Here is a 20,320-nt window from a genome sequence, read left to right as displayed (position 1 = left end):
GCTGGCCAGTAACAAAGGCTTTCAGCCGTAGAGCAAACCACCCGTTCACACGGGTGGTTTTGATTTAGTGAACAGATTGAAATTTTACTCACTTTTGTGTATAATTATGCAGAAAGGGAATAACTTGGGTGGCGCTTGTCATTATCACAGGAAAATGTAGTTTGTTCAAATAATTTATATATAGAGGGAGTGGGGACATATGCAGGCAAGGCTGCTCTTAGAAGATGGTTCTCTTTTCGTTGGGAAAGCATTTGGAGCCGAAGGAGATACTGTTGGTGAAGTCGTATTTAACACAGGGATGACGGGATATCAGGAGCTTCTCACTGATCCGTCTTATTGCGGACAAATTATAACGATGACGTATCCTCTTGTTGGCAATTATGGAATAACAAGGGATGATTTTGAAGCGGTGCGTCCTTTCGCCAACGGCTTCGTCGTGAGAAAATATGAAGAGGTTCCTAGCAACTGGAGAGCTCAATGCACTCTCGATTATTTTCTTAAGGAATATGGAATTGTCGGAATCAGTGAAATCGATACACGCATGCTTACACGATTAATCCGCCAATCCGGGGCAATGAAAGGGATCTTGTCGATTTCGAAACGGTCGGTTGAAGAACTAATGGAAATAGTTAACGGAACGGCGCTTTTGAAAGATCAAGTCGCCCGCGTTTCTACTCGCAGCGTATACAGTGTTCCAGGCAATAAGGAAAGAATCGTCCTTGTCGATTTTGGAACCAAGAGCGGAATTATGAAGGAGCTTTCCGACCGCGGTTGCGACGTCGTAGTTGTGCCGCATGATACGACTGCCGAGCAAATTCGCCGTCTCATCCCGGACGGCATCCTGCTCTCCAACGGACCTGGAAATCCAAAAAACGTATCATATGCGGTTCAAATGATACAAGAATTGCTTGGTGAGGTTCCAATTTTCGGTATTTGCCTTGGGCATCAGTTGTTTGCTTTGGCATGCGGAGCGGATACGGAGAAACTGAAATTTGGCCATCGCGGCGGAAATCATCCAGTTAAAGATCTTCGAACGGGAAAATGCTATATGACCTCCCAAAATCATGGCTACACTGTAAAAGAGGAATCTATTGCGGGGACGGGGCTGGAAATTACGCACGTTAACATCAACGATCGGACAATCGAGGGTTTAAAGCATACAAAATATATGGCCTTTTCTGTACAATATCATCCGGAAGCTTCCCCGGGCCCTTTTGATTCGAATCATTTGTTTGATGATTTTCTAGAATCGATCGATTCGTTTAAACGGAATCGTTCCCAGCCTGTTCGTCAAGTTCAAATGCTTGCCGAACGGAAATCTATTCAACAAATGTCTGGAACGAAAGGGGAGGCTCATTATGCCGAAAAATAACCAATTAAAAAAAATATTAGTGATCGGCTCTGGCCCGATCGTGATTGGCCAGGCGGCAGAGTTTGATTACGCGGGAACACAGGCTTGCCAAGCGTTGAAAGAGGAAGGAATGGAAGTCGTTCTTATCAACAGCAACCCGGCGACGATTATGACCGATGCGAACATGGCGGACAAAATATATATTGAACCAATTACTCTCGATTTTGTTTCACAGATTATCAGGAAGGAATGTCCTGACGGGTTACTGCCGACTCTCGGCGGACAAACGGGTTTGAATATGGCTATCGAGCTCGCCCGCGCGGGCGTATTGGATAAAGAAAATGTGAAGCTTCTTGGCACACAGCTTGACGCAATTGAAAATGCAGAAGACCGTGACTTATTTAGAGATCTAATGAGAAAGCTCAAGCAACCGGTGCCAGAAAGCATGGTTGTTACTTCTATGCCGCAAGCAATAAGCTTTGCGGACGAGATCGGTTACCCGATTATTGTTCGTCCCGCATACACGTTAGGAGGAACAGGCGGCGGCATTTGCAGCACAAAAGAAGAGCTTATCGAAACAGTGTCTGCAGGAATCCGGTACAGTCCAATCGGCCAGTGCCTGATTGAGAAGAGCATTGCAGGGATGAAAGAAATCGAATATGAAGTCATGCGCGACTCGAATGACAACTGCATCGTCGTTTGCAATATGGAAAACTTCGATCCGGTAGGCGTTCATACCGGTGACAGCATCGTCGTTGCTCCGACCCAAACATTATCGGACCGCGAAAACCAAATGCTGCGTTCGGCTGCGATTAACATTATACGAGCATTGAATATCGAAGGTGGTTGCAACGTGCAATTTGCCCTCGATCCTCATAGCTTTCAGTATTATGTTATTGAAGTCAATCCACGTGTCAGTCGATCTTCGGCGCTGGCTTCCAAAGCGACAGGATATCCGATTGCAAAAATGGCCGCTAAAATCGCCGTCGGCTATACACTAGATGAAATCGTCAATCCCATTACAGGACAAACCTACGCTTGTTTTGAGCCTACACTGGATTATATCGTTTCCAAAATCCCTCGTTGGCCCTTTGATAAATTTATCGGCGCCCACAAGGAGCTCGGCACACAAATGAAAGCAACTGGTGAAGTGATGGCGATCGGACGCACATTTGAAGAATCGTTACAAAAAGCCATCCGATCCCTTGAAATCGGCGCTCATCGGTTGAGGTTGAAAGAGACGGACAAATTGGATGACGACACATTCATTCAGCGTTTGCAGAAACCAGACGACGAGCGCTTATTCCTTATCGCTGAAGCGCTGCGACGCGGCATGACAGTCGAACAATTATATGAACTTACAAAGATTGATTGGTGGTTTTTACAGAAGCTTGACGGCTTGATCCGCTTCGAAGAGGACATCGCCGCAGCCGATCTTACATCGGAGACGCTGTTTGAGGCGAAGCGCCTCGGATTCACCGACCGCGCGATAGCAGAAATTAGGAGCGAGGCGGCGGAAACGCTGAAATATTCAACAGAAGCAGACGTTCGTGCGTTCCGAAAGGCAAACCGATTCGTACCGGTTTACAAGATGGTTGATACTTGTGCCGCTGAGTTTGAAGCGACAACGCCATATTATTACTCAACATACGAAACGGAAGACGAAGTGCAGGACACTTCCAAGCCAAAAGTCATTGTACTCGGCTCAGGTCCCATTCGCATTGGCCAAGGAATTGAGTTTGACTACTCGACCGTCCATGCGGTTTGGGCGATTCAAGATGCTGGATATGAAGCTGTTATTATAAATAATAATCCAGAAACTGTTTCAACCGACTTTAATACTTCGGATAGACTCTACTTTGAGCCGCTCTTCTTCGAAGATGTTATGAATGTGATCGAACGTGAGCAGCCGGTAGGTGTTATCGTACAGTTCGGCGGCCAAACCGCAATTAATCTTGCTGCCCCGTTGCAAAAAGCAGGTGTGCGCATCCTTGGTTCCGACTTGAAGAGCATCGATACGGCGGAAGATCGCAAAAAATTCGAAGCGCTGCTCCGAAATTTGAACATTGCTCAGCCTGAGGGCGCTACAGTCACATCAGTAAATGAAGCAGTCAGTACTGCAGCAAGGCTCGGTTATCCTGTTCTCGTTCGTCCCTCATATGTTCTTGGCGGCCGGGCAATGGAGATCGTCGAGTCGGATGGAGAATTGCTTAGCTACATGGAACAGGCTGTTAAAATCAATCCACAACATCCAGTCTTGATTGACCGTTATATGCTTGGTAAAGAAGTGGAAGTTGATGCGATCTGCGATAATGATACGGTGCTGATTCCTGGCATTATGGAGCACGTCGAGCGTGCCGGAGTCCACTCTGGAGACTCTATTGCGGTCTATCCGCCGCAAACTCTCTCCGAACGGATCAAACAGCAAATTATTGACATCACGGTAAAAATCGCCAAAGGATTGCGAGTGGTCGGATTGGTTAACATTCAATTTGTCATCCATCAAGATCAGGTCTTTGTCATTGAGGTGAACCCACGTTCATCCAGGACGGTTCCGTTTCTCAGCAAAGTAACGAACATACCAATGGCTAACGTGGCCACCCGTGTCATTATGGGCCAAACTCTTGCCGATATGGGGTACCAGAGCGGATTATGGCCGGAGGACAAGTGCGTTTCCGTTAAAGTTCCAGTATTTTCCTTTGCCAAGCTGCGACGCGTGGATACGACGCTCGGACCGGAAATGAAATCGACAGGTGAAGTCATGGGACGTGATGTCAATTTCGCTAAAGCGTTATATAAAGGGCTGATCGGTGCCGGCATGAAATTTCCTACAGCAGGATCTATTATCGCTACAATAGCGGACAAAGATAAATCTGAAGCGGTAGAAATTCTGAGCGGTTTCAGTCGACTCGGTTATAAACTAATCGCCACTGGGGGTACGGCCAAAGCGCTGGAAGAGGCTGGTTTGAACGTAACCAAAGTGAATAAGCTTAGCGAAGGTTCACCGAACATTCTCGATCTCATTCGCAACGGAGAAGTACAGTTTGTCGTTAATACGCTCACAAAAGGTAAAACACCGCAACGTGATGGGTTTCGCATACGAAGGGAATCTGTCGAAAACGGGGTCGTTTGTTTAACTTCCCTCGATACGGTGAGAGCACTACAGCTTATGCTGGAGGAAATCAATTTCTCATTACACGCAATGCCTGGGTGGTAATAATAGCTAATCCGTTTGAAAATATAGAGTACAATTTAAGATGACAAAAGCAAAATAAATTGATATAAGTATGGCAAGGTGTTATAATTTCATTAATTAAAATGTAAAATAAAAAGAAGCCGTAGGTGCTGGTAACACCCACGGCCCTGTACAATAGTTAACTCTTTATAAGAGTGGCTGGCTCGGTAGTCTTTTAAATAGACCATCCCTACAAGTTGTCTAGGCTCAAGGGAGGTCTATTTCTTTTTGTCTCGTGACAGTGCCGCAATTAAAACGCCGAAAGCGATCGTAAGTGATAGCGATTCAAATACTGTCATAAGCATCACCTCCTTTCAATATGGAGGTGAGCCAGACCACCCTTGAGGAGCCAATCCCATTGTACAAGCATTATTATAACAGACATTTTGCAATTTTTTTGAGTGTTTTGTATTGACTTTTATGATAAAAAAAGTATTCACTTGATTTAGATAAGAAGAGGAGCAATGAACACAATTGAGGTGATGGCTTGTGAGAATGGTAGATCTTATTCAAAAAAAACGTAACGGAAAAGCGTTAACTTCGGAGGAAATCCAATTTTTTGTTGATGGTTATACGAACGGAGACATTCCCGATTATCAAGCGTCGGCATTGTTGATGGCGATTTATTTTAAAGGGATGACATCAGAGGAAACAGCCATTCTTACTCAAGCGATGGTTGATTCAGGCGAGACCATTGATCTATCCCAAATTAAAGGGAATATTGTTGATAAGCATTCCACCGGCGGGGTAGGGGATAAAACGACGTTTATTATTGGCCCTTTGGTTGCATCTGTTGGAGTGCCTGTTGCTAAAATGTCTGGCCGCGGCCTTGGGCACACAGGAGGCACACTGGATAAGCTTGAGGCAATCGAAGGATTTAACGCCTCGCTGTCAAAAGAACAGTTTATTCAGAATGTCAACATATATAAACTTGCAGTCGCAGGACAAACGGGCAATTTAGCTCCCGCTGATAAAAAGCTCTATTCTCTTAGGGATGTAACTGCTACTGTCGATTCCATCCCCCTCATTGCCAGTTCGATCATGAGTAAAAAGTTAGCCTGTGGCGCTGACAATATTGTTCTTGACGTAAAAACAGGATCGGGCGCTTTCATGAAATCGCTTGAAGAGTCTGAAGCATTGGCAAATGAGATGGCGGCCATTGGCAAAAATCTCGGAAAAAAAATTGTTGCGGTGATCAGTGATATGAATCAGCCGCTCGGGTATGAAGTAGGCAATGCAAATGAAATAAAAGAGGCAGCAGAGATTTTGAAAGGAAAGAGAGTGGAAGACTTACGGATTTTGTCACTTGAAATTGCATCTCATATGGCGGTTATGGCTGGGGCTTATTCAAATTACCGACGGGCATATCATGAATTGGAGAAAAATCTTGAGAATGGCAGAGCGTTTCTTGCATTTAAAAGCTTTATTGAAGCTCAGGGTGGTAATGTTGAAAGGATAGAAAACTTGCATACATTGCCAAACGCAAAATACCATATCGAGGTAAAATCCGATAAAAATGGTTATGTTTCAGCAATCGACGCAGAATCTATTGGGCTCGCTGCTATGCTTCTAGGAGCGGGAAGAGCAACGAAGGAGGATGAAATCAATCACGGTGTTGGAATCACTTTAAAGAAAAAAACAGGTGATAAAGTAACGATGGATGAAACAATTTGTATTCTTCACAGTGATGATGAAACGCCAGAAGAAGCAATAAAAAAAGCGGCAGGCGCATTTTGTTTTTCAAATCAGCCCCCAAGCCCAGCAAAAGTTATTCACAAAGTGATTACATAAAAATAAGAAACGGATGGAGAAAAAGCGGGAGAAGAAATATGCCATTCAATGGCATATTTCTTCTCCCGCTTTTTTTATTGTGAACAAATGGGATTAAATGGTGTATAAGCTGTGAAAAAATGGAAACAATGACAGGTAAGACGTTGAAAATGGAGGGATTTTTTTGAAAAAAATAATATCTGCCCTTTTTGTCATTGCTTTCATTTTGAATTCTTTTACGTTAACTTCCGAGGCAAATGAAAAGGAAAAAGCGAGTTTAGACATGAAAGCCCCTTCGGCTATCTTAATTGAGAGGGATACAGGCACCATACTCTTTGAAAAAGAAAGCAATAAACAACTCCCTCCAGCAAGTATGACAAAGATTATGACAATGATCTTAATTATGGAAGAAATTGATAAAAAAACACTCTCCTTAGATGATAAAGTACGGACGAGCGAACGCGCTGCTTCAATGGGAGGCTCACAAATTTTCCTCGAAGAAGGGGAAGAAATGACTGTCGATCATTTATTGAAGGCGATTGCCGTGGCATCAGCAAACGACGCGTCTGTTGCGATTGCTGAACACATCGCAGGTTCAGAAGAAGAATTTGTGAAACGAATGAATAAAAAAGTAAGAGAACTTGGTTTAAAAGATACTCATTTCGTGAACTCGACAGGCCTTCCAGCTGAAAATCACTATTCTTCCGCACATGATATGGCACTGATGGCAAAAGAATTGCTTAAACACGAAGAAATTACAAATTATACAAGCATCTACGAAGATTATTTGCGTGAAGACAGCGACAAAAAGTTTTGGCTTGTTAATACGAATCGCTTAGTTAAATTTTATCCGGGAGTAGATGGGTTGAAAACAGGCTATACGAGCGAAGCAAAATATTGTTTAACAGCAACAGCAAAAAAAGATGGCATGCGGCTCATTTCAGTTGTCATGGGAGCGAAAACGCCAAAAGAGCGAAACAGCGAAATTATGAAAATGTTTGATTATGCCTTTAGCCGATATGAAATTCATCGTTTAGTTGAACGCGGCGAAAAGGTAAAACAACTAACGATCAATAAAGGCTCTAAAAAGAAGATAGATGTTGTCACAGGCGACGCGATTTCATTGTTGACAGAAAAAGGCGGAACAACAGATGACATCAAAACAAAATATATCTTTGATGATAACGTGAAAGCCCCTATTAAAAAAGGCGATCAAATCGGGAAAATTGTGTTGGAAAAAGAAGGGGGCAAATTAACCGAAACACCGCTTTTAGCAGCTGAAGATCTTAAAAAAGCATCGTGGTGGCAGTTATTTAAACGTACTTTAAATCAATTTACAGTACCGCCCGAAAAATAATTTGACGAATTTATTGGGTTCTTCACTAGTTTTGTCAACAAGAAGGAATTAAAAATAAAATAGCGAAAAAGACTCACTAGACGATTGCATAAGGAGGAATCAAAAGTGGGTCTTAAAATCGCGCTTGAAATTAAAAAGACCGTTTTACTCGTTCGCCTTGAAGGGGAACTCGATCATCATACCGCGGAGCTCCTGCGGGAAAAAATAGAAACCCAATTGGATGGAAACGACATCCGCCATATTGTATTAAACCTAGAAACTCTGACATTTATGGATAGTTCAGGGCTAGGTGTGATTTTAGGAAGATACAAAAAAATAAAAAACCGCAACGGCGAAATGATCGTGTGTGCAATCTCGCCGCCTATAAAACGTTTGTTTGAGATGAGCGGATTATTCAAAATTATTCGCTTAGAAAAAAACGAGAGAAATGCATTGCAAACGTTGGGGGTGGCGTAAATGAAAAATAAGATGAAATTGCAATTTTCCGCTTTAAGTGAAAATGAATCTTTCGCAAGAGTAACTGTTGCTGCGTTTATTACACAACTTGATCCGACAATGGATGAAATGACAGAAATCAAAACTGTCGTGTCTGAAGCTGTTACAAATGCAATTATTCATGGTTATGAAAACAATCCAGATGGGGAAGTATTCATTGAAGTTACGATTGAGAAAGAAAATAAAGTGTCCATTGTCATTAAGGACGAAGGAGTAGGCATTCCCAATCTTGAGGAAGCACGCCAGCCGCTCTATACATCAAAACCTGAGTTGGAGCGCTCGGGAATGGGATTTACGATCATGGAGAACTTCATGGATGAGCTGAAAGTCGAATCCAATGTGAATAAAGGGACAACGATTTACTTAACAAAATATTTATCAAAAAATAAAGCGTTATTTAATTAAGGAGTACGACTTATGGATGTCGAAGTAAAAAATGATAATCACGAATCGTACTTAAAAGACAGCGAAATAAAAGAACTGATAAAAAAGAGCCAGAATGGCGATACGTCCGCAAGGGATCTTATCGTACAAAAAAATATGCGGCTCGTATGGTCAGTTGTCCAACGATTTATCAATCGCGGTTACGAGCCTGATGATCTCTTTCAGATTGGTGCAATCGGTTTATTAAAATCTGTTGATAAGTTCGATTTGTCATATGATGTTAAATTTTCAACATATGCTGTCCCGATGATCATTGGAGAGATCCAGCGCTTTATACGGGACGATGGGACAGTGAAAGTAAGCCGATCTTTAAAGGAAACCGGCAATAAAATCCGGCGGGCGAGGGATGAACTGTCAAAACAAAAAGGAAGGGTGCCGACCGTTCATGAAATAGCGGATTATTTAGACATCCCACCCGAAGAAGTTACTTTGGCCCAAGAAGCGACACGTACTCCTACTTCGATTCATGAAACGGTTTATGAAAATGACGGAGATCCGATTACATTAATCGATCAAATCGCAGATCATTCATCTGATGGAAAATGGTTTGATAAAATTGCTCTAAAAGAAGCGATTGACCGATTAAATGAACGGGAAAGGCTTATTGTTTTCTTAAGGTATTACAAGGATCAAACACAATCGGAAGTTGCTGAAAGGCTAGGAATATCGCAAGTACAAGTTTCTCGATTAGAAAAGAAAATATTATTGGAAATTAAAAATCAGATGGGAGAATAGACCCGTCTGATTTTTAATTTTAACAGCAGGACGAGAAACAAATTGAATAAAGAAATACCAACATTCGCATACTACCATCAAGTAAACTGTGACGATTTAAGGGGTTGAGGCAGTGGACGTGAGAGCCATCTATATTAAAATGAAACCACGTATCGATGCCGAATTAAATCAAACGATTTCGATTGGACAGACAGCATACCTCATTGGCAATGAGCCATTATGTGAAAAAATTGCCGAATTGCCGGCTCATATTGTGAAAGAAGAGGACAATAATGTCATTATTATTGACTTAATGAGAATTATAGCCATTATCGGAAATCATTTTCCTAATTTGGATATCGAATCGATTGGACCATCCCAAACAATCGTACGAGTAAAAGAACAAAAGAAAAGGCATTCTATTCCTCTTTTTATTTTTGTTTGGCTATTGCTCTTTTTCGGGAGCGGGCTTACCATCATGAATTTTCACGAAGATGTCAGCATGTTGGCAGTCCAGCAGAAACTGTATGAAATGATCACGGGAAAAGAGAATGATTTCCCGCTTTTACTCCAAGTCCCTTATTCAATCGGATTAGGAATCGGGATGATTTTATTTTTTAATCACTTATTTAAGAAGAAATTCAATGAAGAACCAAGTCCCTTAGAGATTGAAATGTTTAAATATGAACAAGATCTCAACCAATATTTGATTTTGACTGAAGGTCAAAAAGAAAACGAGAAAAATTGAAATGGCACTTACAGTCCTTTTTGTAATTTTTATCGGTTTAGCGGGTGGGATAGCGGTTGGCAGTGGTTTTGTCGCGTTCTTAACCGTTTTAGGCGTTATTCCAAGGTTAATTCATTTAACGAAAACATTGCCATTTTTACGTCATTACGAATGGGCGGTCTCTTTAGGGGCAGTTGGTTTCAGCTTAATGTATTTAAGAGACATCTCGTTTCATTTACCTGCATTCCTATTACTTGCCATCGGGCTGTTCTGTGGTATTTTTGTCGGAATGCTTGCAGCGGCATTATTTGAAGTTTTGAATGTGATGCCGATCCTTTCCAAACGAATTGGGATTGAGGAAGCTTTAACAGGATTACTTATGGCCATCGTGTTTGGGAAAATGATTGGATCATTATTTCAATGGCTATTTTTTGTGAAATTTTAAATGAAGCGAGGTGCCATCATTGAATAAAAAAGAAAACATAAGAAAGAATTTGCACGAGAACGAGGCTTATCTTAAAAATCGCCTTGGCGATGGTGTTAGCTTTGATGTAGGATCTCGAACTTTTAAATATGGTGAAAGAAATGTTTTAATTTATTACGTAACAGGACTATGTTTTGCGGAAATGGTTATGGATTTATTTGCGAATGTTAATGAAAGCAATGATGGGTCAATACACGACTTTCTCCAGCATAATTTACCGCATCAGCAAGTGGAAACGACAAATAAATTTGATGAAGCGATCGATCGTTTATTAAGTGGATTGTTACTCATATTTGTTGATGGGGAGCCAGAATGCTTTATTATTGATGCCCGCCAATATCCAGGAAGGCAACCTGAAGAACCTGACACGGAGAAGGTTATCCGGGGAGCCAGGGACGGATTTACAGAGAATATCGTTGAAAATACGGCTTTAATCCGTCGTAGAATCCGGGATGAAAATCTTCGAAATGAAATGGTTCAGGTTGGTGAACGATCAAAAACAGATGTTTGTATTTCTTATCTTAAAGATGTTGCCGATCCTGGTTTGGTCGATTTGGTTAAAAAGGAACTTGCCGGAATCAAAACAGACGGTATTCCGATGGCGGACAGAGCGGTTGAAGAGTATATCATGAAGCAAGGCTGGAATCCATTCCCGCTCGTAAGGTATACGGAAAGACCAGACGTAGCGTCTGTCCATATTCTTGAAGGGCATGTCATGCTGATCGTTGATACGTCACCAAGCGCGATCATTATTCCAACGACCTTTTTTCACCATTTGCAGCATGCCGAAGAATATAGACAGACTCCCGGTATCGGTGCATTTCTGCGTTGGGTGCGATTTATCGGGGTATTTGCCTCTATTTTTTTGCTTCCTTTGTGGTATCTTTATGTACTTGATCCAAATTTGCTTCCAAAAGAAATTGATTTTATCGGCCCGAATAAAGATTCTAAAATTCCGATCATCTTGCAGCTTTTGATTGCAGATTACGGGATCGATCTTCTGAGAATGGCTTCAATACATACCCCTACACCTCTAGCAACGGCAATGGGATTAATCGCAGCTGTTATGATTGGCCAAATCGCCATTGATGTAGGCCTGTTTGTTCCAGAAGTCGTTTTGTATGTGGCGATTGCAGCAATTGGAACCTATGCTACGCCAAGTTATGAACTTAGTGTAGCGAATAAGCTTGTACGCTTATTTTTGCTGTTGGCTGTCCTTGCTTTTAAGCTGCCAGGTTTAGTAATAGCTTCAACCCTCGTCATCGTTTATTTAGTAAAACTTAAAAATTTAAACACACCTTATTTATGGCCGTTTATTCCATTTAATTTAAGTGCGTTTTTAAATGTTTTAATTCGAATCGCGGAGCCTTATAAGAAACGTCGCCCAAGCATACTGCACCCACAAAATGCGAAGAAATAACAATGACCGAATTTGTATTCGGTCGTTTTTTGTGGTACATTAAAGCGAATCATTACATGTAATTTGCAGCAATAGGAAGCGGGGAAAAACATGCAATTACACGGTACAAGCATGATTAATCATAGCAGCCATCTTTCCATAAAGCTGTTGTTTTCATTGAAAATGGGGAATCCAACTCATTATTAAAAGAGAACTACGAAGATTTGCTTTCTCACGACTCGCCTCTTAAAAATCCACTCACAAATTCTTGAAGATGTTGTTCAATCAGCCGCTAAAATTCGGGGTAGCCTCTACGCTCCCATTTTTGCTTGTTTCACCCTCTTCAAGTAAACTAAAAATGCAAACTGCAAAATTGGAGGAAATGATCATGAAAAAAGGTAAAATTGAATTTGAAAACGGGGAGCAAATTATCATTGAGTTTTTTCCTGAAGAAGCTCCTAACACTGTTGCAAACTTTGAAAAGCTTGCGAATTCTGATTTTTATAACGGTGTAACATTTCATCGCGTGATTCCTGGATTTGTCGCCCAAGGAGGCGATCCAACTGGAACGGGAGCCGGAGGGCCGGGTTATACAATTAAGTGCGAAACAGAAGGCAACCCGCATAAACATGTAGCCGGCGCTTTATCGATGGCGCATGCCGGGAAAGATACAGGCGGAAGCCAGTTCTTTATCGTTCATGAACCTCAGCCTCATTTGGACGGTGTCCATACTGTGTTCGGGCAAGTCATAGATGGAATGGATACTGTGCTAAGAATCAAACAAGGCGATGTGATGAAAGAAGTCTCTGTTTGGGATGAAGAGTAAGGATACAAATAGCCGTAAACCTTAAATATTAAGGTTTGCGGCTATTTTTATTTGATTATATTTTTCCAAAGAATGGTTAACATAAAAATATGCTTTCATTCTAAGGGGGCGAATATGGATACGTATTTATTGGCCGTCACTATTGGAATCGTGTTTGGCTGCATCGCAAGAGCTGTTTTATTACGTACAGATTTTCGTCAATATCCTACATACCCGCAAGGAAGAATTATTCATATTTCATTTGGATTTATCGCATCTTTTATAGGTGCTGTCGCTGTACCCGCTGTCTTGGAATCGGATTGGACGGCAGTCACCTTCCTAGGATTGGCAGCGACACAATTTCGGGAAGTCCGTAAGATGGAAAGAGAAACGCTTGAGAAAGTCGATACATTTGAATTGGTTAAACGAGGCTCTCCGTTTATTGAAGGGATGGCCCAAGCATTTGAAAGCCGGAATTACCTCGTCATGTTTACAGCGCTTGTAACTACTTTTTTCAGCGTGTTTAAACCTTGGTTAGGGATAATTAGCGGGATTATCATGCTTATTATCGTGAAATTCAACATGTCTGGAAAAGTATTAAAAGCGGTTGCTGATTTTTCAGAAGGTGAGATACGGTTTGAAGGCCCAAATTTATATGTTGGTGATATTCATATTAAAAACGTTGGGCTTGAAGAAAGTAGAAAATTAATTCTGGAACGGGCAGTTGGAGTGATCGCCACCCCAAAAAATGAAAATAGTGTCCTTATTTTATCCAATCTTGGCCAGCGCCAAGCGATGCTGCACCATGTTGCGAATGTTCTTGGTGTTTACCTTGACTCAGGCGAGCCGGATATTGTTCCCCTTTCAAAACGTAAAATGAAGGATGGAAGAATAGGTTTATTCCTTATGCCTGAAGAAAGGGATTTTCATCAAATCAAAACGGTTTTGGAGCAAGTGCCAGTGCTTGACAGTGCGATTCGGTTGCCAAGTGAAGCGAATAAAGGGAAATAGGAGTTGGGAAAATGGAGGAGCAGCAAGCAACAATCGTTGCCATTGTAACTATGAAACAAGAAAACATTAAGGGCGGGGGTGCGCCTGTTTTTATCACTGAATCGAAAGATGATTTACAAAAAGTAAGCAATAGCCTTGAAAAAATCATGGATGCTTCCGCCCATCAAATTCATGAGAACACAATGATCATTGTTGCACGGTAAAAATGCATGCCACAACGGATCATTTACAAATTAGAGCTTGAAATTACCTAAAAGCTAAAGCATTCTTAGCCATTTTCACGTCGTTGGCTAATAATTGCTCAAGATCATATGCGGGATAATAGCCGTTGTAAAACATAAAATAAAAGACCCTTCCATGTAGATCAATGGCTTTAAGTAAGTGCCTTTTGAACGTTTCCCTAAGTTGAGGAGTAGCTGTTTCCGTTATTGCTGCAGCGTAATTTCTGACGGCAGCTTTGGAAAAGCCAAGTAAACTGCCGCTTTCAACAGCGGTCATATCCGGAAAACTTGAATGGCGATCCATAGACCAAGCAGACGGGTAAAATTGCAACAATTCATGCAGATTTTGCTCAATGCTTTGAATAGTCTCTCTATATAAGGTACGTAGAGAAGAGTTTTTGATGGTAGGCAGTTTCTTTTTAAACCCTACAAGTTGGGTAGACTGAAATGCGACAAGCTCATGCAGCTCCAATGTTTCATGCCAAGCTAAGTGTTTTTGATTCCAATGTTTCATTTATTTCCTCACTCTCCGAATAATTGGTTCGGAATAGCATATGCCTATGGAAATAAAAGGGAATTTGTCCGCAGAATGCAGTTGTAAACTATTGATTAAAACAAACTATAAAAAGACCGGTCGCTTATCGACCGATCTTCAGAGGCAGTGGAGTTTTTATTAATAATATCCGCCGCCAACATAAGAAACACCTATAATGATTAAAAGAATGAACAATACAACGATCAAGGCAAATCCTGATCCATGTCCGTATCCGCCTTCACTCACAATGCAACACCTCCTTTTTTGAGGTTACTAAATCATATTCAAAAAAACAGTAAATGAAATGGACATGTGTTTGAATTAGCAGCCTGTTTAAGAAGAGAATGACTTCATATTCCGAAAAGCACACCTTGTAGATACCAAATGCCACACTTTAATAACTGTATGCATTTTTAAGAAATTCACCAGCAACAAAACGGTGGTCTGTGTTCAACAATTTCATTTCTCATAACGGGTCTATAAATGTGTTCAGGTACATCTACAATGTTTAGCCGATTAACGTGAACAACGGGATGGATAATCGGTTGTGGACGGCGAACAAAATGATCGTGAACAACGTATCTTGGAGGACAATGGATTGGTCTGTTATGGGGAAACATTATTTTCACCTCCTAGTATTTATTAGTCATTAAATGTTTACATGTCTCCTTTGGAAACGGACAAATACATCAACATAGGGACAATATGTTAATAATGGTTTATGAACTAAAAATTGAACACTACTATGAAATTAGTTTACGGTATAGGCTGCTTTAACTTTAAAAGAACGTCATTATCAAACATTGAAACGGCTTACCGAACAAATGGTTTGATGGAGGGCAGGGAGCATACCTCCTTGCTTTTTATTTTTTTAAAGGGTAAAATATAATCAATAAAAAATGGCTGGTTTCTTGGTAGGACACTTTTAAAAAACGGCAAAACAAAAAACAGTCAAAAAAAGAACGAACTTTTCAACAAATGTTGATTTAGCGCCATTTTTAGCCATTAAAGGAAACGATAGTTAACGACAAAAGAATAATCTATTCCTTCGGGGTCGGGTGCAATTCCCAACCGGCGGTGATGAAGCTCAAAGCTTCTTAGTCCGTGACCCGCTTCAAGCGGTGGATCTGGTGAAACTCCAGAGCCGACAGTAATAGTCTGGATGGGAGAAGGAAACATATTTTTGATACGAAGCATGCCCTTATTTAAGCAGGGTTTATTTGCTATTGCGAAAAATCCCCCGGAAGAATCATTTCTCCGGGGGATTTTTTGATTGAGATTCGGAAATTTCTAAAGTTGGGAGGGTATATCGAACTTGAAAGATGAAGAATATATGCGCCTTGCACTCCATTTGGCGAAAACAGCAAAAGGACAGACGTCCCCAAACCCAACTGTTGGAGCGGTAGTCGTTAATAATGGTGAAATTGTAGGAGTTGGAAGCCACTTAAAGGCGGGTGAAGCCCATGCAGAGGTTCATGCCCTTAAGATGGCCGGAAACAGGGCAAAGGGAGCGACAATTTTCGTTACGCTCGAACCTTGCAGCCATTATGGAAAAACGCCTCCATGTGCGGAACAAATAATCGACAGCGGCATTAAGCGTGCCGTCATCGCTTCAGAGGATCCGAACCCTAACGTTGCTGGAAGCGGAATAAAATTACTGGAAGCGGCCGGAATTAAAGTGGAATCCGGTTTATGCAGAAAAGAATCGGATGAATTAAATGAAGATTTCTATCATTACATCGTAACGAAAACGCCATATGTTACGCTCAAAAATGCGATGACGCTAGATGGGAAAATTGCAACGTCCACAGGAGAAAGCAAGTGGATCACAGGGCCTGAAGCGAGAGAGGATGTCCACAGGTTACGGCATAAACATGATGCGATTCTTGTCGGTATCGGAACAGTGTTAAAAGATGATCCAAAACTTACGACAAGGCTTCCCGAAGGAGGGAAAAATCCGGTTCGAATCATATTAGACAGCAAATTAAGAACTCCCTTGCATGCAAACATTATGACCGATGACTCTGCAGAGACATGGCTCATCATTGGAGAAAAAGCGAAAAAGGATCGATCAGCCTATAACAAACAACACGTCAAACTGATAGAAATGGCGAATACCAATCATCTTCGTGAGTTAATGGTGCGGCTTGGCGAGCTTGGCATTGCCTCCTTATTTGTAGAAGGTGGGGCAAGAGTGAACAACAGTTTTTTAACTGCAAAACTTGTCAACCAGTTGATTGTTTATATGGCGCCAACCGTTATTGGCGGAAGCGATGCGCCAACAAGTTTTGAAGGAACGGGAATTCCCCATTTGAAAGATGCATTACAGCTCGAATATAAATCGATTGAGCAAATTGGCAAAGATCTTAAAATAGTCGCTAAGCCAAGAGTAGAAAGGGTGAAATAATGTTTACAGGCATTATTGAAGAGATTGGAAAAATTGAAGCAATGGACCATGGTGCGGATGCAATCACGATGAAAATAAAAGCAAAAAAAATATTGCATGATGTCCAGCTCGGCGACAGTATTGCCGTAAATGGTGTCTGTCTCACGGTAACTTCATTTACTGAAGGAGATTTTACAGTCGATGTGATGCCGGAAACGGTAAAAAGCACGAGCTTAAAGAGTTTAAAGCAAGGATCATCAGTCAATCTCGAACGTGCAATGGCTGCCAACGGTCGATTTGGAGGGCACTTCGTCACAGGACATGTTGACGGAATTGGTGAAATTCGTGCAAAACGACCCGTCTCGAATGCGGTGTATTATGAAATTGCGGTTCCTGATGAGCTAATGTCTTACATTATCTACAAAGGTTCAATTGCCGTTGATGGGACTAGCCTTACCGTGTTTGGAGTAAATGATGGCAGTTTTACAATTTCACTCATTCCCCATACGCTTTCAGAAACTGTTTTAGGTGACAAAGCGCCTGGTGATATCGTAAACATTGAATGCGACATGCTAGGTAAATATGTAGAACAATTTACTTTAAAACGAAAGGATCCTGCAAGAAATCGCATGACCAAGTCTTTTTTGGAGAAAAATGGCTTTGCCTAAGGAGGAAAAAGCATGTTTGACCGAATTGAAGATGCTATTCAGGAATTGATAGATGGAAAAGTCGTGATCGTCGTTGATGATGAAGATCGAGAAAACGAAGGTGATTTCGTAGCGCTTGCTGAAAAAGTGACGCCAGAAACGATCAATTTTATGATTAAGCACGGGCGCGGACTTGTGTGTGCTCCGATTAGCTCCCAGTTGGCAGGAAAATTGGAGCTCTTTCCAATGGTTGAAAACAACACTGATTCACATGGAACGGCGTTTACGATTAGCATTGATCATCGTACGACAACAACAGGCATTTCTGCGCACGAAAGAGCGCTTACGATTCAAGAAATGCTCAATCCAGACGCAGTGCCGTCGGACTTTAAGCGCCCTGGCCATATCTTTCCGCTTATTGCAAAAGAAGGCGGAGTGCTCCGGAGAGCAGGCCATACAGAAGCAGCAGTCGATCTTGCCCGCATCGCCGGAGCGAAACCAGCAGGGGTCATTTGTGAAATTATTAAAGAAGATGGAACGATGGCGAGGGTTGACGATTTAAGGAAATTGGCAGATGAATTCGGCCTGAAATTGATTACGATTAAAGATTTAATTTCTTACCGCAGTCGTAAAGAACAATTAATCAAGCGGGAAATCGAAATTAGTTTGCCGACAGATTATGGCCGGTTTAAAGCAATTGGCTATTCGAATGTCCTTGATGATAAGGAGCATGTCGCACTCGTGAAAGGCGAAATAACGCCGGATAGACCCGTTCTTGTGCGAGTACATTCCGAATGCTTGACTGGCGATGTATTCGGCTCCAAACGCTGTGACTGCGGGCCACAGCTTCATGCGGCATTAACCCAAATTGAAGAAGAAGGCAAAGGCGTTCTCCTTTACATGCGGCAAGAAGGCCGGGGAATCGGTCTAATGAATAAGCTGAGGGCTTATAAATTACAGGAAGAAGGCTATGATACCGTCGAAGCGAACGAAAAGCTCGGTTTTGCGCCTGATTTGCGCGATTACGGTGTCGGAGCCCAAATTCTTAAAGATTTAGGCGTTGAAAAAATGAAACTTTTAACAAACAATCCTAGAAAAATAGCTGGGTTAAGCGGGCATGGCCTGGAAGTGGTTGAACGGGTGCCGATCCAAATGCCAGCAAAAAAAGAAAACGAAAATTATTTAAAGACGAAACAGAATAAATTGGGGCACATCCTTCATTTTTAGGCTGCCCAAGCGATTAAGAGGAGGAATAATAAATGAAACAGACATTTGAAGGCCATCTTGTTGGAACAGGTTTAAAAATCGGCATCATCGTAGGTCGGTTCAACGACTTTATTACAAGTAAACTGCTTAGCGGCGCGGAAGATGCACTGCTTAGGCACGGGGTCAATGAAGAAGATATCGACATTGCATGGGTACCGGGCGCTTTTGAGATATCGCTCATCGCAAAAAAAATGGCTGATTCGCAAAAATACGATGCCGTTATTACGTTGGGAACTGTCATTCGCGGAGCAACACCCCACTTTGACTACGTTTGCAACGAAGTGGCAAAAGGGGTTTCTTCAGCGTCCCTAACAAGCGGGGTTCCTGTTATTTTTGGAATTTTAACAACTGAAACGATTGAACAAGCGGTTGAGAGAGCAGGGACAAAAGCCGGCAACAAAGGCTGGGATGCCGGTGTTTCAGCTATCGAAATGGCCAATTTGGTAAAACAATTTTCATAAAAAGGACAAATCGCTTAGCAAATTCCTCTTTATTCATGTATACTATGGTAGGAGTTTGGCAATGAAAGGATTTCACTTAAAGAGGGATTATTATGCTTATACGTTATAAACGTAACTACGAAAAGATTGCAATGGGTTTAATGTCGTTTATGCCCCGGGAAAAAGATCTTAAAAAGTTGCAGGAAACAATCAAACTATATGAATCGAACGATGATTGGCAACTATATCTTTGGAAAGAGGATGACGATATTGTAGGGATCATCGGTATTTCCATTGATAAAGATGATAACTCTGTCCTTTTGCAGCATGTAAGTGTTAATCCGTCACATCGCGATCAAGGATTAGGAAAAAAAATGGTGGAGCAGCTAAAAAAATTATTAGACGGAAAATATGAAATTATTCCTAATAAACATACGAGAACGTTTTTTGAAAAATGTTTTGAAAGTGATTCAGAAGAAGAGAAGCTGTAAGCTCAATGCTTACGTGTAGCTTCTCTTCTTTCTTTATGATTTCCCCTTTCTTTCATTCTCTCGCTTCGATCCCTCAACATATGTTTGTGAACAAGTTCGTCATTTTTCAAATTGCTTTCTGAACCCCAAATACAATTGAGTTTTTTGCATTCCTTCTTACACAATTCGATTAATTGGTTAGAAATGATTGGCAAGTGAATACTTGTGTATTCTTGTTTATTCAGCATCTCTCTGTACCGCGTTTCAAGAATCAATAAAAGCTTAGAATAGTCAAGTGAAAGAGAATGAATGGCTTCCTTTTCCATTCTTATTATGTTTATAGCGTTTTTCATCAATTTTTCGGCACCTTTAAAATTCTTTCGCCGTTGATGGTACAATGCAACAGCGATTTGAATGAGCCCCACCCAATATTTCTTTCGGTTTTCTTTTTCGTCCTTTTTCCAATGTTCCTCCAGCACTTCATGGCATTCAAAATAATCCCTCAATCCATGAAAATAAACTAAGTACCTGATGTAGGCTTCTGGGTATGGCACTAGATTCAT

At 41.5% G+C, this 20,320-nt stretch carries 23 protein-coding genes and 1 riboswitch; of the genes, 18 read left to right on the top strand and 5 right to left on the bottom strand.

The features are described from left to right. Positions 1–199 precede the first annotated feature (199 nt). Together carA and carB are read left to right on the top strand one after the other, a co-directional pair. Entirely contained in the window at positions 200–1,372 is a 1,173-nt protein-coding gene (carA, locus tag DCC39_RS06445; RefSeq protein ID WP_116554068.1) for a glutamine-hydrolyzing carbamoyl-phosphate synthase small subunit, read from the top strand. Beyond that, entirely contained in the window at positions 1,359–4,568 is a 3,210-nt protein-coding gene (carB, locus tag DCC39_RS06440; RefSeq protein ID WP_116554067.1) for a carbamoyl-phosphate synthase large subunit, read from the top strand. Before carA ends, carB begins: the two co-directional genes overlap by 14 nt. A 236-nt stretch (positions 4,569–4,804) precedes the next feature. On the opposite strand, the gene DCC39_RS19785 is transcribed toward carB, so the two are convergent. Beyond that, positions 4,805–4,885, bottom strand: a complete 81-nt coding sequence (locus DCC39_RS19785; RefSeq protein ID WP_407071841.1) for a putative holin-like toxin — start codon at positions 4,883–4,885, stop codon at positions 4,805–4,807. Positions 4,886–5,075: 190 nt separating this feature from the next. Here DCC39_RS19785 and DCC39_RS06430 point away from each other — a divergent pair, with 190 nt between their 5' ends. From DCC39_RS06430 to DCC39_RS06380, 11 genes are all read left to right on the top strand, one after another. Beyond that, the gene (locus DCC39_RS06430) at positions 5,076–6,377 is read left to right on the top strand and encodes a pyrimidine-nucleoside phosphorylase (RefSeq protein ID WP_116554065.1); all 1,302 of its coding nucleotides are present in this window, start codon (positions 5,076–5,078) and stop codon (positions 6,375–6,377) included. Between the two features lie 163 nt (positions 6,378–6,540). Next, entirely contained in the window at positions 6,541–7,713 is a 1,173-nt protein-coding gene (locus DCC39_RS06425; RefSeq protein WP_116554064.1) for a D-alanyl-D-alanine carboxypeptidase family protein, read from the top strand. A 105-nt stretch (positions 7,714–7,818) separates the two neighbouring features. Continuing rightward, positions 7,819–8,169: an anti-sigma F factor antagonist gene (gene spoIIAA, locus DCC39_RS06420; RefSeq protein ID WP_116554063.1), complete on the top strand. Its 351-nt coding sequence runs from the start codon at positions 7,819–7,821 to the stop codon at positions 8,167–8,169. After that, positions 8,170–8,613, top strand: coding sequence for an anti-sigma F factor (gene spoIIAB, locus DCC39_RS06415; protein ID WP_116554062.1), 444 nt, complete (start codon positions 8,170–8,172; stop codon positions 8,611–8,613). It abuts the gene before it with no gap. 12 nt (positions 8,614–8,625) lie between these two features. Further along, on the top strand, positions 8,626–9,387 hold the full coding sequence (sigF, locus tag DCC39_RS06410; protein ID WP_116554061.1) for an RNA polymerase sporulation sigma factor SigF: 762 nt from the start codon (positions 8,626–8,628) through the stop codon (positions 9,385–9,387). A 112-nt stretch (positions 9,388–9,499) separates the two neighbouring features. Then, positions 9,500–10,114: a stage V sporulation protein AA gene (locus tag DCC39_RS06405; RefSeq protein WP_276309891.1), complete on the top strand. Its 615-nt coding sequence runs from the start codon at positions 9,500–9,502 to the stop codon at positions 10,112–10,114. Between the two features lies 1 nt (position 10,115). Next, positions 10,116–10,538, top strand: coding sequence for a stage V sporulation protein AB (locus DCC39_RS06400; protein ID WP_116554060.1), 423 nt, complete (start codon positions 10,116–10,118; stop codon positions 10,536–10,538). 10 nt (positions 10,539–10,548) lie between these two features. Then, positions 10,549–11,997 carry a spore germination protein gene (locus tag DCC39_RS06395; protein ID WP_116554059.1) on the top strand — a complete coding sequence of 483 codons (1,449 nt, stop codon included), beginning with the start codon at positions 10,549–10,551 and terminating at the stop codon, positions 11,995–11,997. Positions 11,998–12,364: 367 nt separating this feature from the next. Continuing rightward, on the top strand, positions 12,365–12,802 hold the full coding sequence (locus tag DCC39_RS06390; protein WP_116554058.1) for a peptidylprolyl isomerase: 438 nt from the start codon (positions 12,365–12,367) through the stop codon (positions 12,800–12,802). A 114-nt stretch (positions 12,803–12,916) separates the two neighbouring features. Then, on the top strand, positions 12,917–13,792 hold the full coding sequence (locus DCC39_RS06385) for a YIEGIA family protein (RefSeq protein ID WP_116554057.1): 876 nt from the start codon (positions 12,917–12,919) through the stop codon (positions 13,790–13,792). Between the two features lie 11 nt (positions 13,793–13,803). Continuing rightward, a complete protein-coding gene (locus DCC39_RS06380; RefSeq protein ID WP_116554056.1) occupies positions 13,804–13,995 on the top strand; it encodes a capping complex subunit for YIEGIA in 192 nt (63 codons plus the stop codon). Between the two features lie 43 nt (positions 13,996–14,038). On the opposite strand, the gene DCC39_RS06375 is transcribed toward DCC39_RS06380, so the two are convergent. From DCC39_RS06375 to DCC39_RS06365, 3 genes are all read right to left on the bottom strand, one after another. Continuing rightward, positions 14,039–14,527, bottom strand: a complete 489-nt coding sequence (locus tag DCC39_RS06375; RefSeq protein ID WP_116554055.1) for a spore coat protein — start codon at positions 14,525–14,527, stop codon at positions 14,039–14,041. A gap of 159 nt (positions 14,528–14,686) precedes the next feature. After that, positions 14,687–14,794 carry a YjcZ family sporulation protein gene (locus DCC39_RS06370; protein ID WP_116554054.1) on the bottom strand — a complete coding sequence of 36 codons (108 nt, stop codon included), beginning with the start codon at positions 14,792–14,794 and terminating at the stop codon, positions 14,687–14,689. Positions 14,795–14,970: 176 nt separating this feature from the next. Continuing rightward, entirely contained in the window at positions 14,971–15,168 is a 198-nt protein-coding gene (locus tag DCC39_RS06365; RefSeq protein WP_116554053.1) for a spore coat protein D, read from the bottom strand. Positions 15,169–15,588: 420 nt separating this feature from the next. Next, positions 15,589–15,726: riboswitch (FMN riboswitch) on the top strand. A gap of 155 nt (positions 15,727–15,881) precedes the next feature. On the opposite strand from DCC39_RS06365, the gene ribD reads away from it, so the two are divergent. The 5 genes from ribD (at position 15,882) to DCC39_RS06340 (ending at position 19,778) form a co-directional block, all read left to right on the top strand. After that, positions 15,882–16,955, top strand: coding sequence for a bifunctional diaminohydroxyphosphoribosylaminopyrimidine deaminase/5-amino-6-(5-phosphoribosylamino)uracil reductase RibD (ribD, locus tag DCC39_RS06360; protein WP_116554075.1), 1,074 nt, complete (start codon positions 15,882–15,884; stop codon positions 16,953–16,955). After that, entirely contained in the window at positions 16,955–17,602 is a 648-nt protein-coding gene (ribE, locus tag DCC39_RS06355) for a riboflavin synthase (RefSeq protein WP_116554052.1), read from the top strand. Before ribD ends, ribE begins: the two co-directional genes overlap by 1 nt. A gap of 12 nt (positions 17,603–17,614) precedes the next feature. Further along, positions 17,615–18,808 (top strand): bifunctional 3,4-dihydroxy-2-butanone-4-phosphate synthase/GTP cyclohydrolase II, encoded by a 1,194-nt coding sequence (locus DCC39_RS06350; protein WP_116554051.1) that lies wholly within the window; start codon positions 17,615–17,617, stop codon positions 18,806–18,808. 32 nt (positions 18,809–18,840) lie between these two features. After that, positions 18,841–19,308: a 6,7-dimethyl-8-ribityllumazine synthase gene (gene ribH / locus DCC39_RS06345; RefSeq protein ID WP_116554050.1), complete on the top strand. Its 468-nt coding sequence runs from the start codon at positions 18,841–18,843 to the stop codon at positions 19,306–19,308. Positions 19,309–19,400: 92 nt separating this feature from the next. After that, positions 19,401–19,778, top strand: a complete 378-nt coding sequence (locus tag DCC39_RS06340; protein ID WP_116554049.1) for a GNAT family N-acetyltransferase — start codon at positions 19,401–19,403, stop codon at positions 19,776–19,778. A 2-nt stretch (positions 19,779–19,780) separates the two neighbouring features. Here DCC39_RS06340 and DCC39_RS06335 read toward each other — a convergent pair whose 3' ends face one another. Continuing rightward, positions 19,781–20,311: a DUF309 domain-containing protein gene (locus tag DCC39_RS06335; RefSeq protein WP_240613557.1), complete on the bottom strand. Its 531-nt coding sequence runs from the start codon at positions 20,309–20,311 to the stop codon at positions 19,781–19,783. Between the last annotated feature and the right edge of the window lie 9 nt (positions 20,312–20,320).

It is taken from the genome of Pueribacillus theae, from assembly GCF_003097615.1.
Lineage (GTDB): Bacteria > Bacillota > Bacilli > Bacillales > UBA6769 > Pueribacillus > Pueribacillus theae.
Note: the sequence above shows the minus strand (reverse complement) of the source record. Positions and strands in the feature narration are given on the sequence as shown.

Bases quoted from the DNA above. Each gene is read 5' to 3' on its own strand.
- carB (WP_116554067.1), top strand. From the start codon at position 1,359: ATGCCGAAAAATAACCAATTAAAAAAAATATTAGTGATCGGCTCTGGC.
- ribD (WP_116554075.1), top strand. From the start codon at position 15,882: ATGCGCCTTGCACTCCATTTGGCGAAAACAGCAAAAGGACAGACGTCC.
- DCC39_RS19785 (WP_407071841.1), bottom strand. From the start codon at position 4,885: ATGACAGTATTTGAATCGCTATCACTTACGATCGCTTTCGGCGTTTTA.
- DCC39_RS06400 (WP_116554060.1), top strand. From the start codon at position 10,116: ATGGCACTTACAGTCCTTTTTGTAATTTTTATCGGTTTAGCGGGTGGG.
- ribH (WP_116554050.1), top strand. From the start codon at position 18,841: ATGAAACAGACATTTGAAGGCCATCTTGTTGGAACAGGTTTAAAAATC.
- DCC39_RS06365 (WP_116554053.1), bottom strand. From the start codon at position 15,168: ATGTTTCCCCATAACAGACCAATCCATTGTCCTCCAAGATACGTTGTT.
- spoIIAB (WP_116554062.1), top strand. From the start codon at position 8,170: ATGAAAAATAAGATGAAATTGCAATTTTCCGCTTTAAGTGAAAATGAA.
- carA (WP_116554068.1), top strand. From the start codon at position 200: ATGCAGGCAAGGCTGCTCTTAGAAGATGGTTCTCTTTTCGTTGGGAAA.
- DCC39_RS06340 (WP_116554049.1), top strand. From the start codon at position 19,401: ATGCTTATACGTTATAAACGTAACTACGAAAAGATTGCAATGGGTTTA.
- DCC39_RS06390 (WP_116554058.1), top strand. From the start codon at position 12,365: ATGAAAAAAGGTAAAATTGAATTTGAAAACGGGGAGCAAATTATCATT.
- sigF (WP_116554061.1), top strand. From the start codon at position 8,626: ATGGATGTCGAAGTAAAAAATGATAATCACGAATCGTACTTAAAAGAC.
- DCC39_RS06350 (WP_116554051.1), top strand. From the start codon at position 17,615: ATGTTTGACCGAATTGAAGATGCTATTCAGGAATTGATAGATGGAAAA.
- DCC39_RS06380 (WP_116554056.1), top strand. From the start codon at position 13,804: ATGGAGGAGCAGCAAGCAACAATCGTTGCCATTGTAACTATGAAACAA.
- ribE (WP_116554052.1), top strand. From the start codon at position 16,955: ATGTTTACAGGCATTATTGAAGAGATTGGAAAAATTGAAGCAATGGAC.
- DCC39_RS06385 (WP_116554057.1), top strand. From the start codon at position 12,917: ATGGATACGTATTTATTGGCCGTCACTATTGGAATCGTGTTTGGCTGC.
- DCC39_RS06375 (WP_116554055.1), bottom strand. From the start codon at position 14,527: ATGAAACATTGGAATCAAAAACACTTAGCTTGGCATGAAACATTGGAG.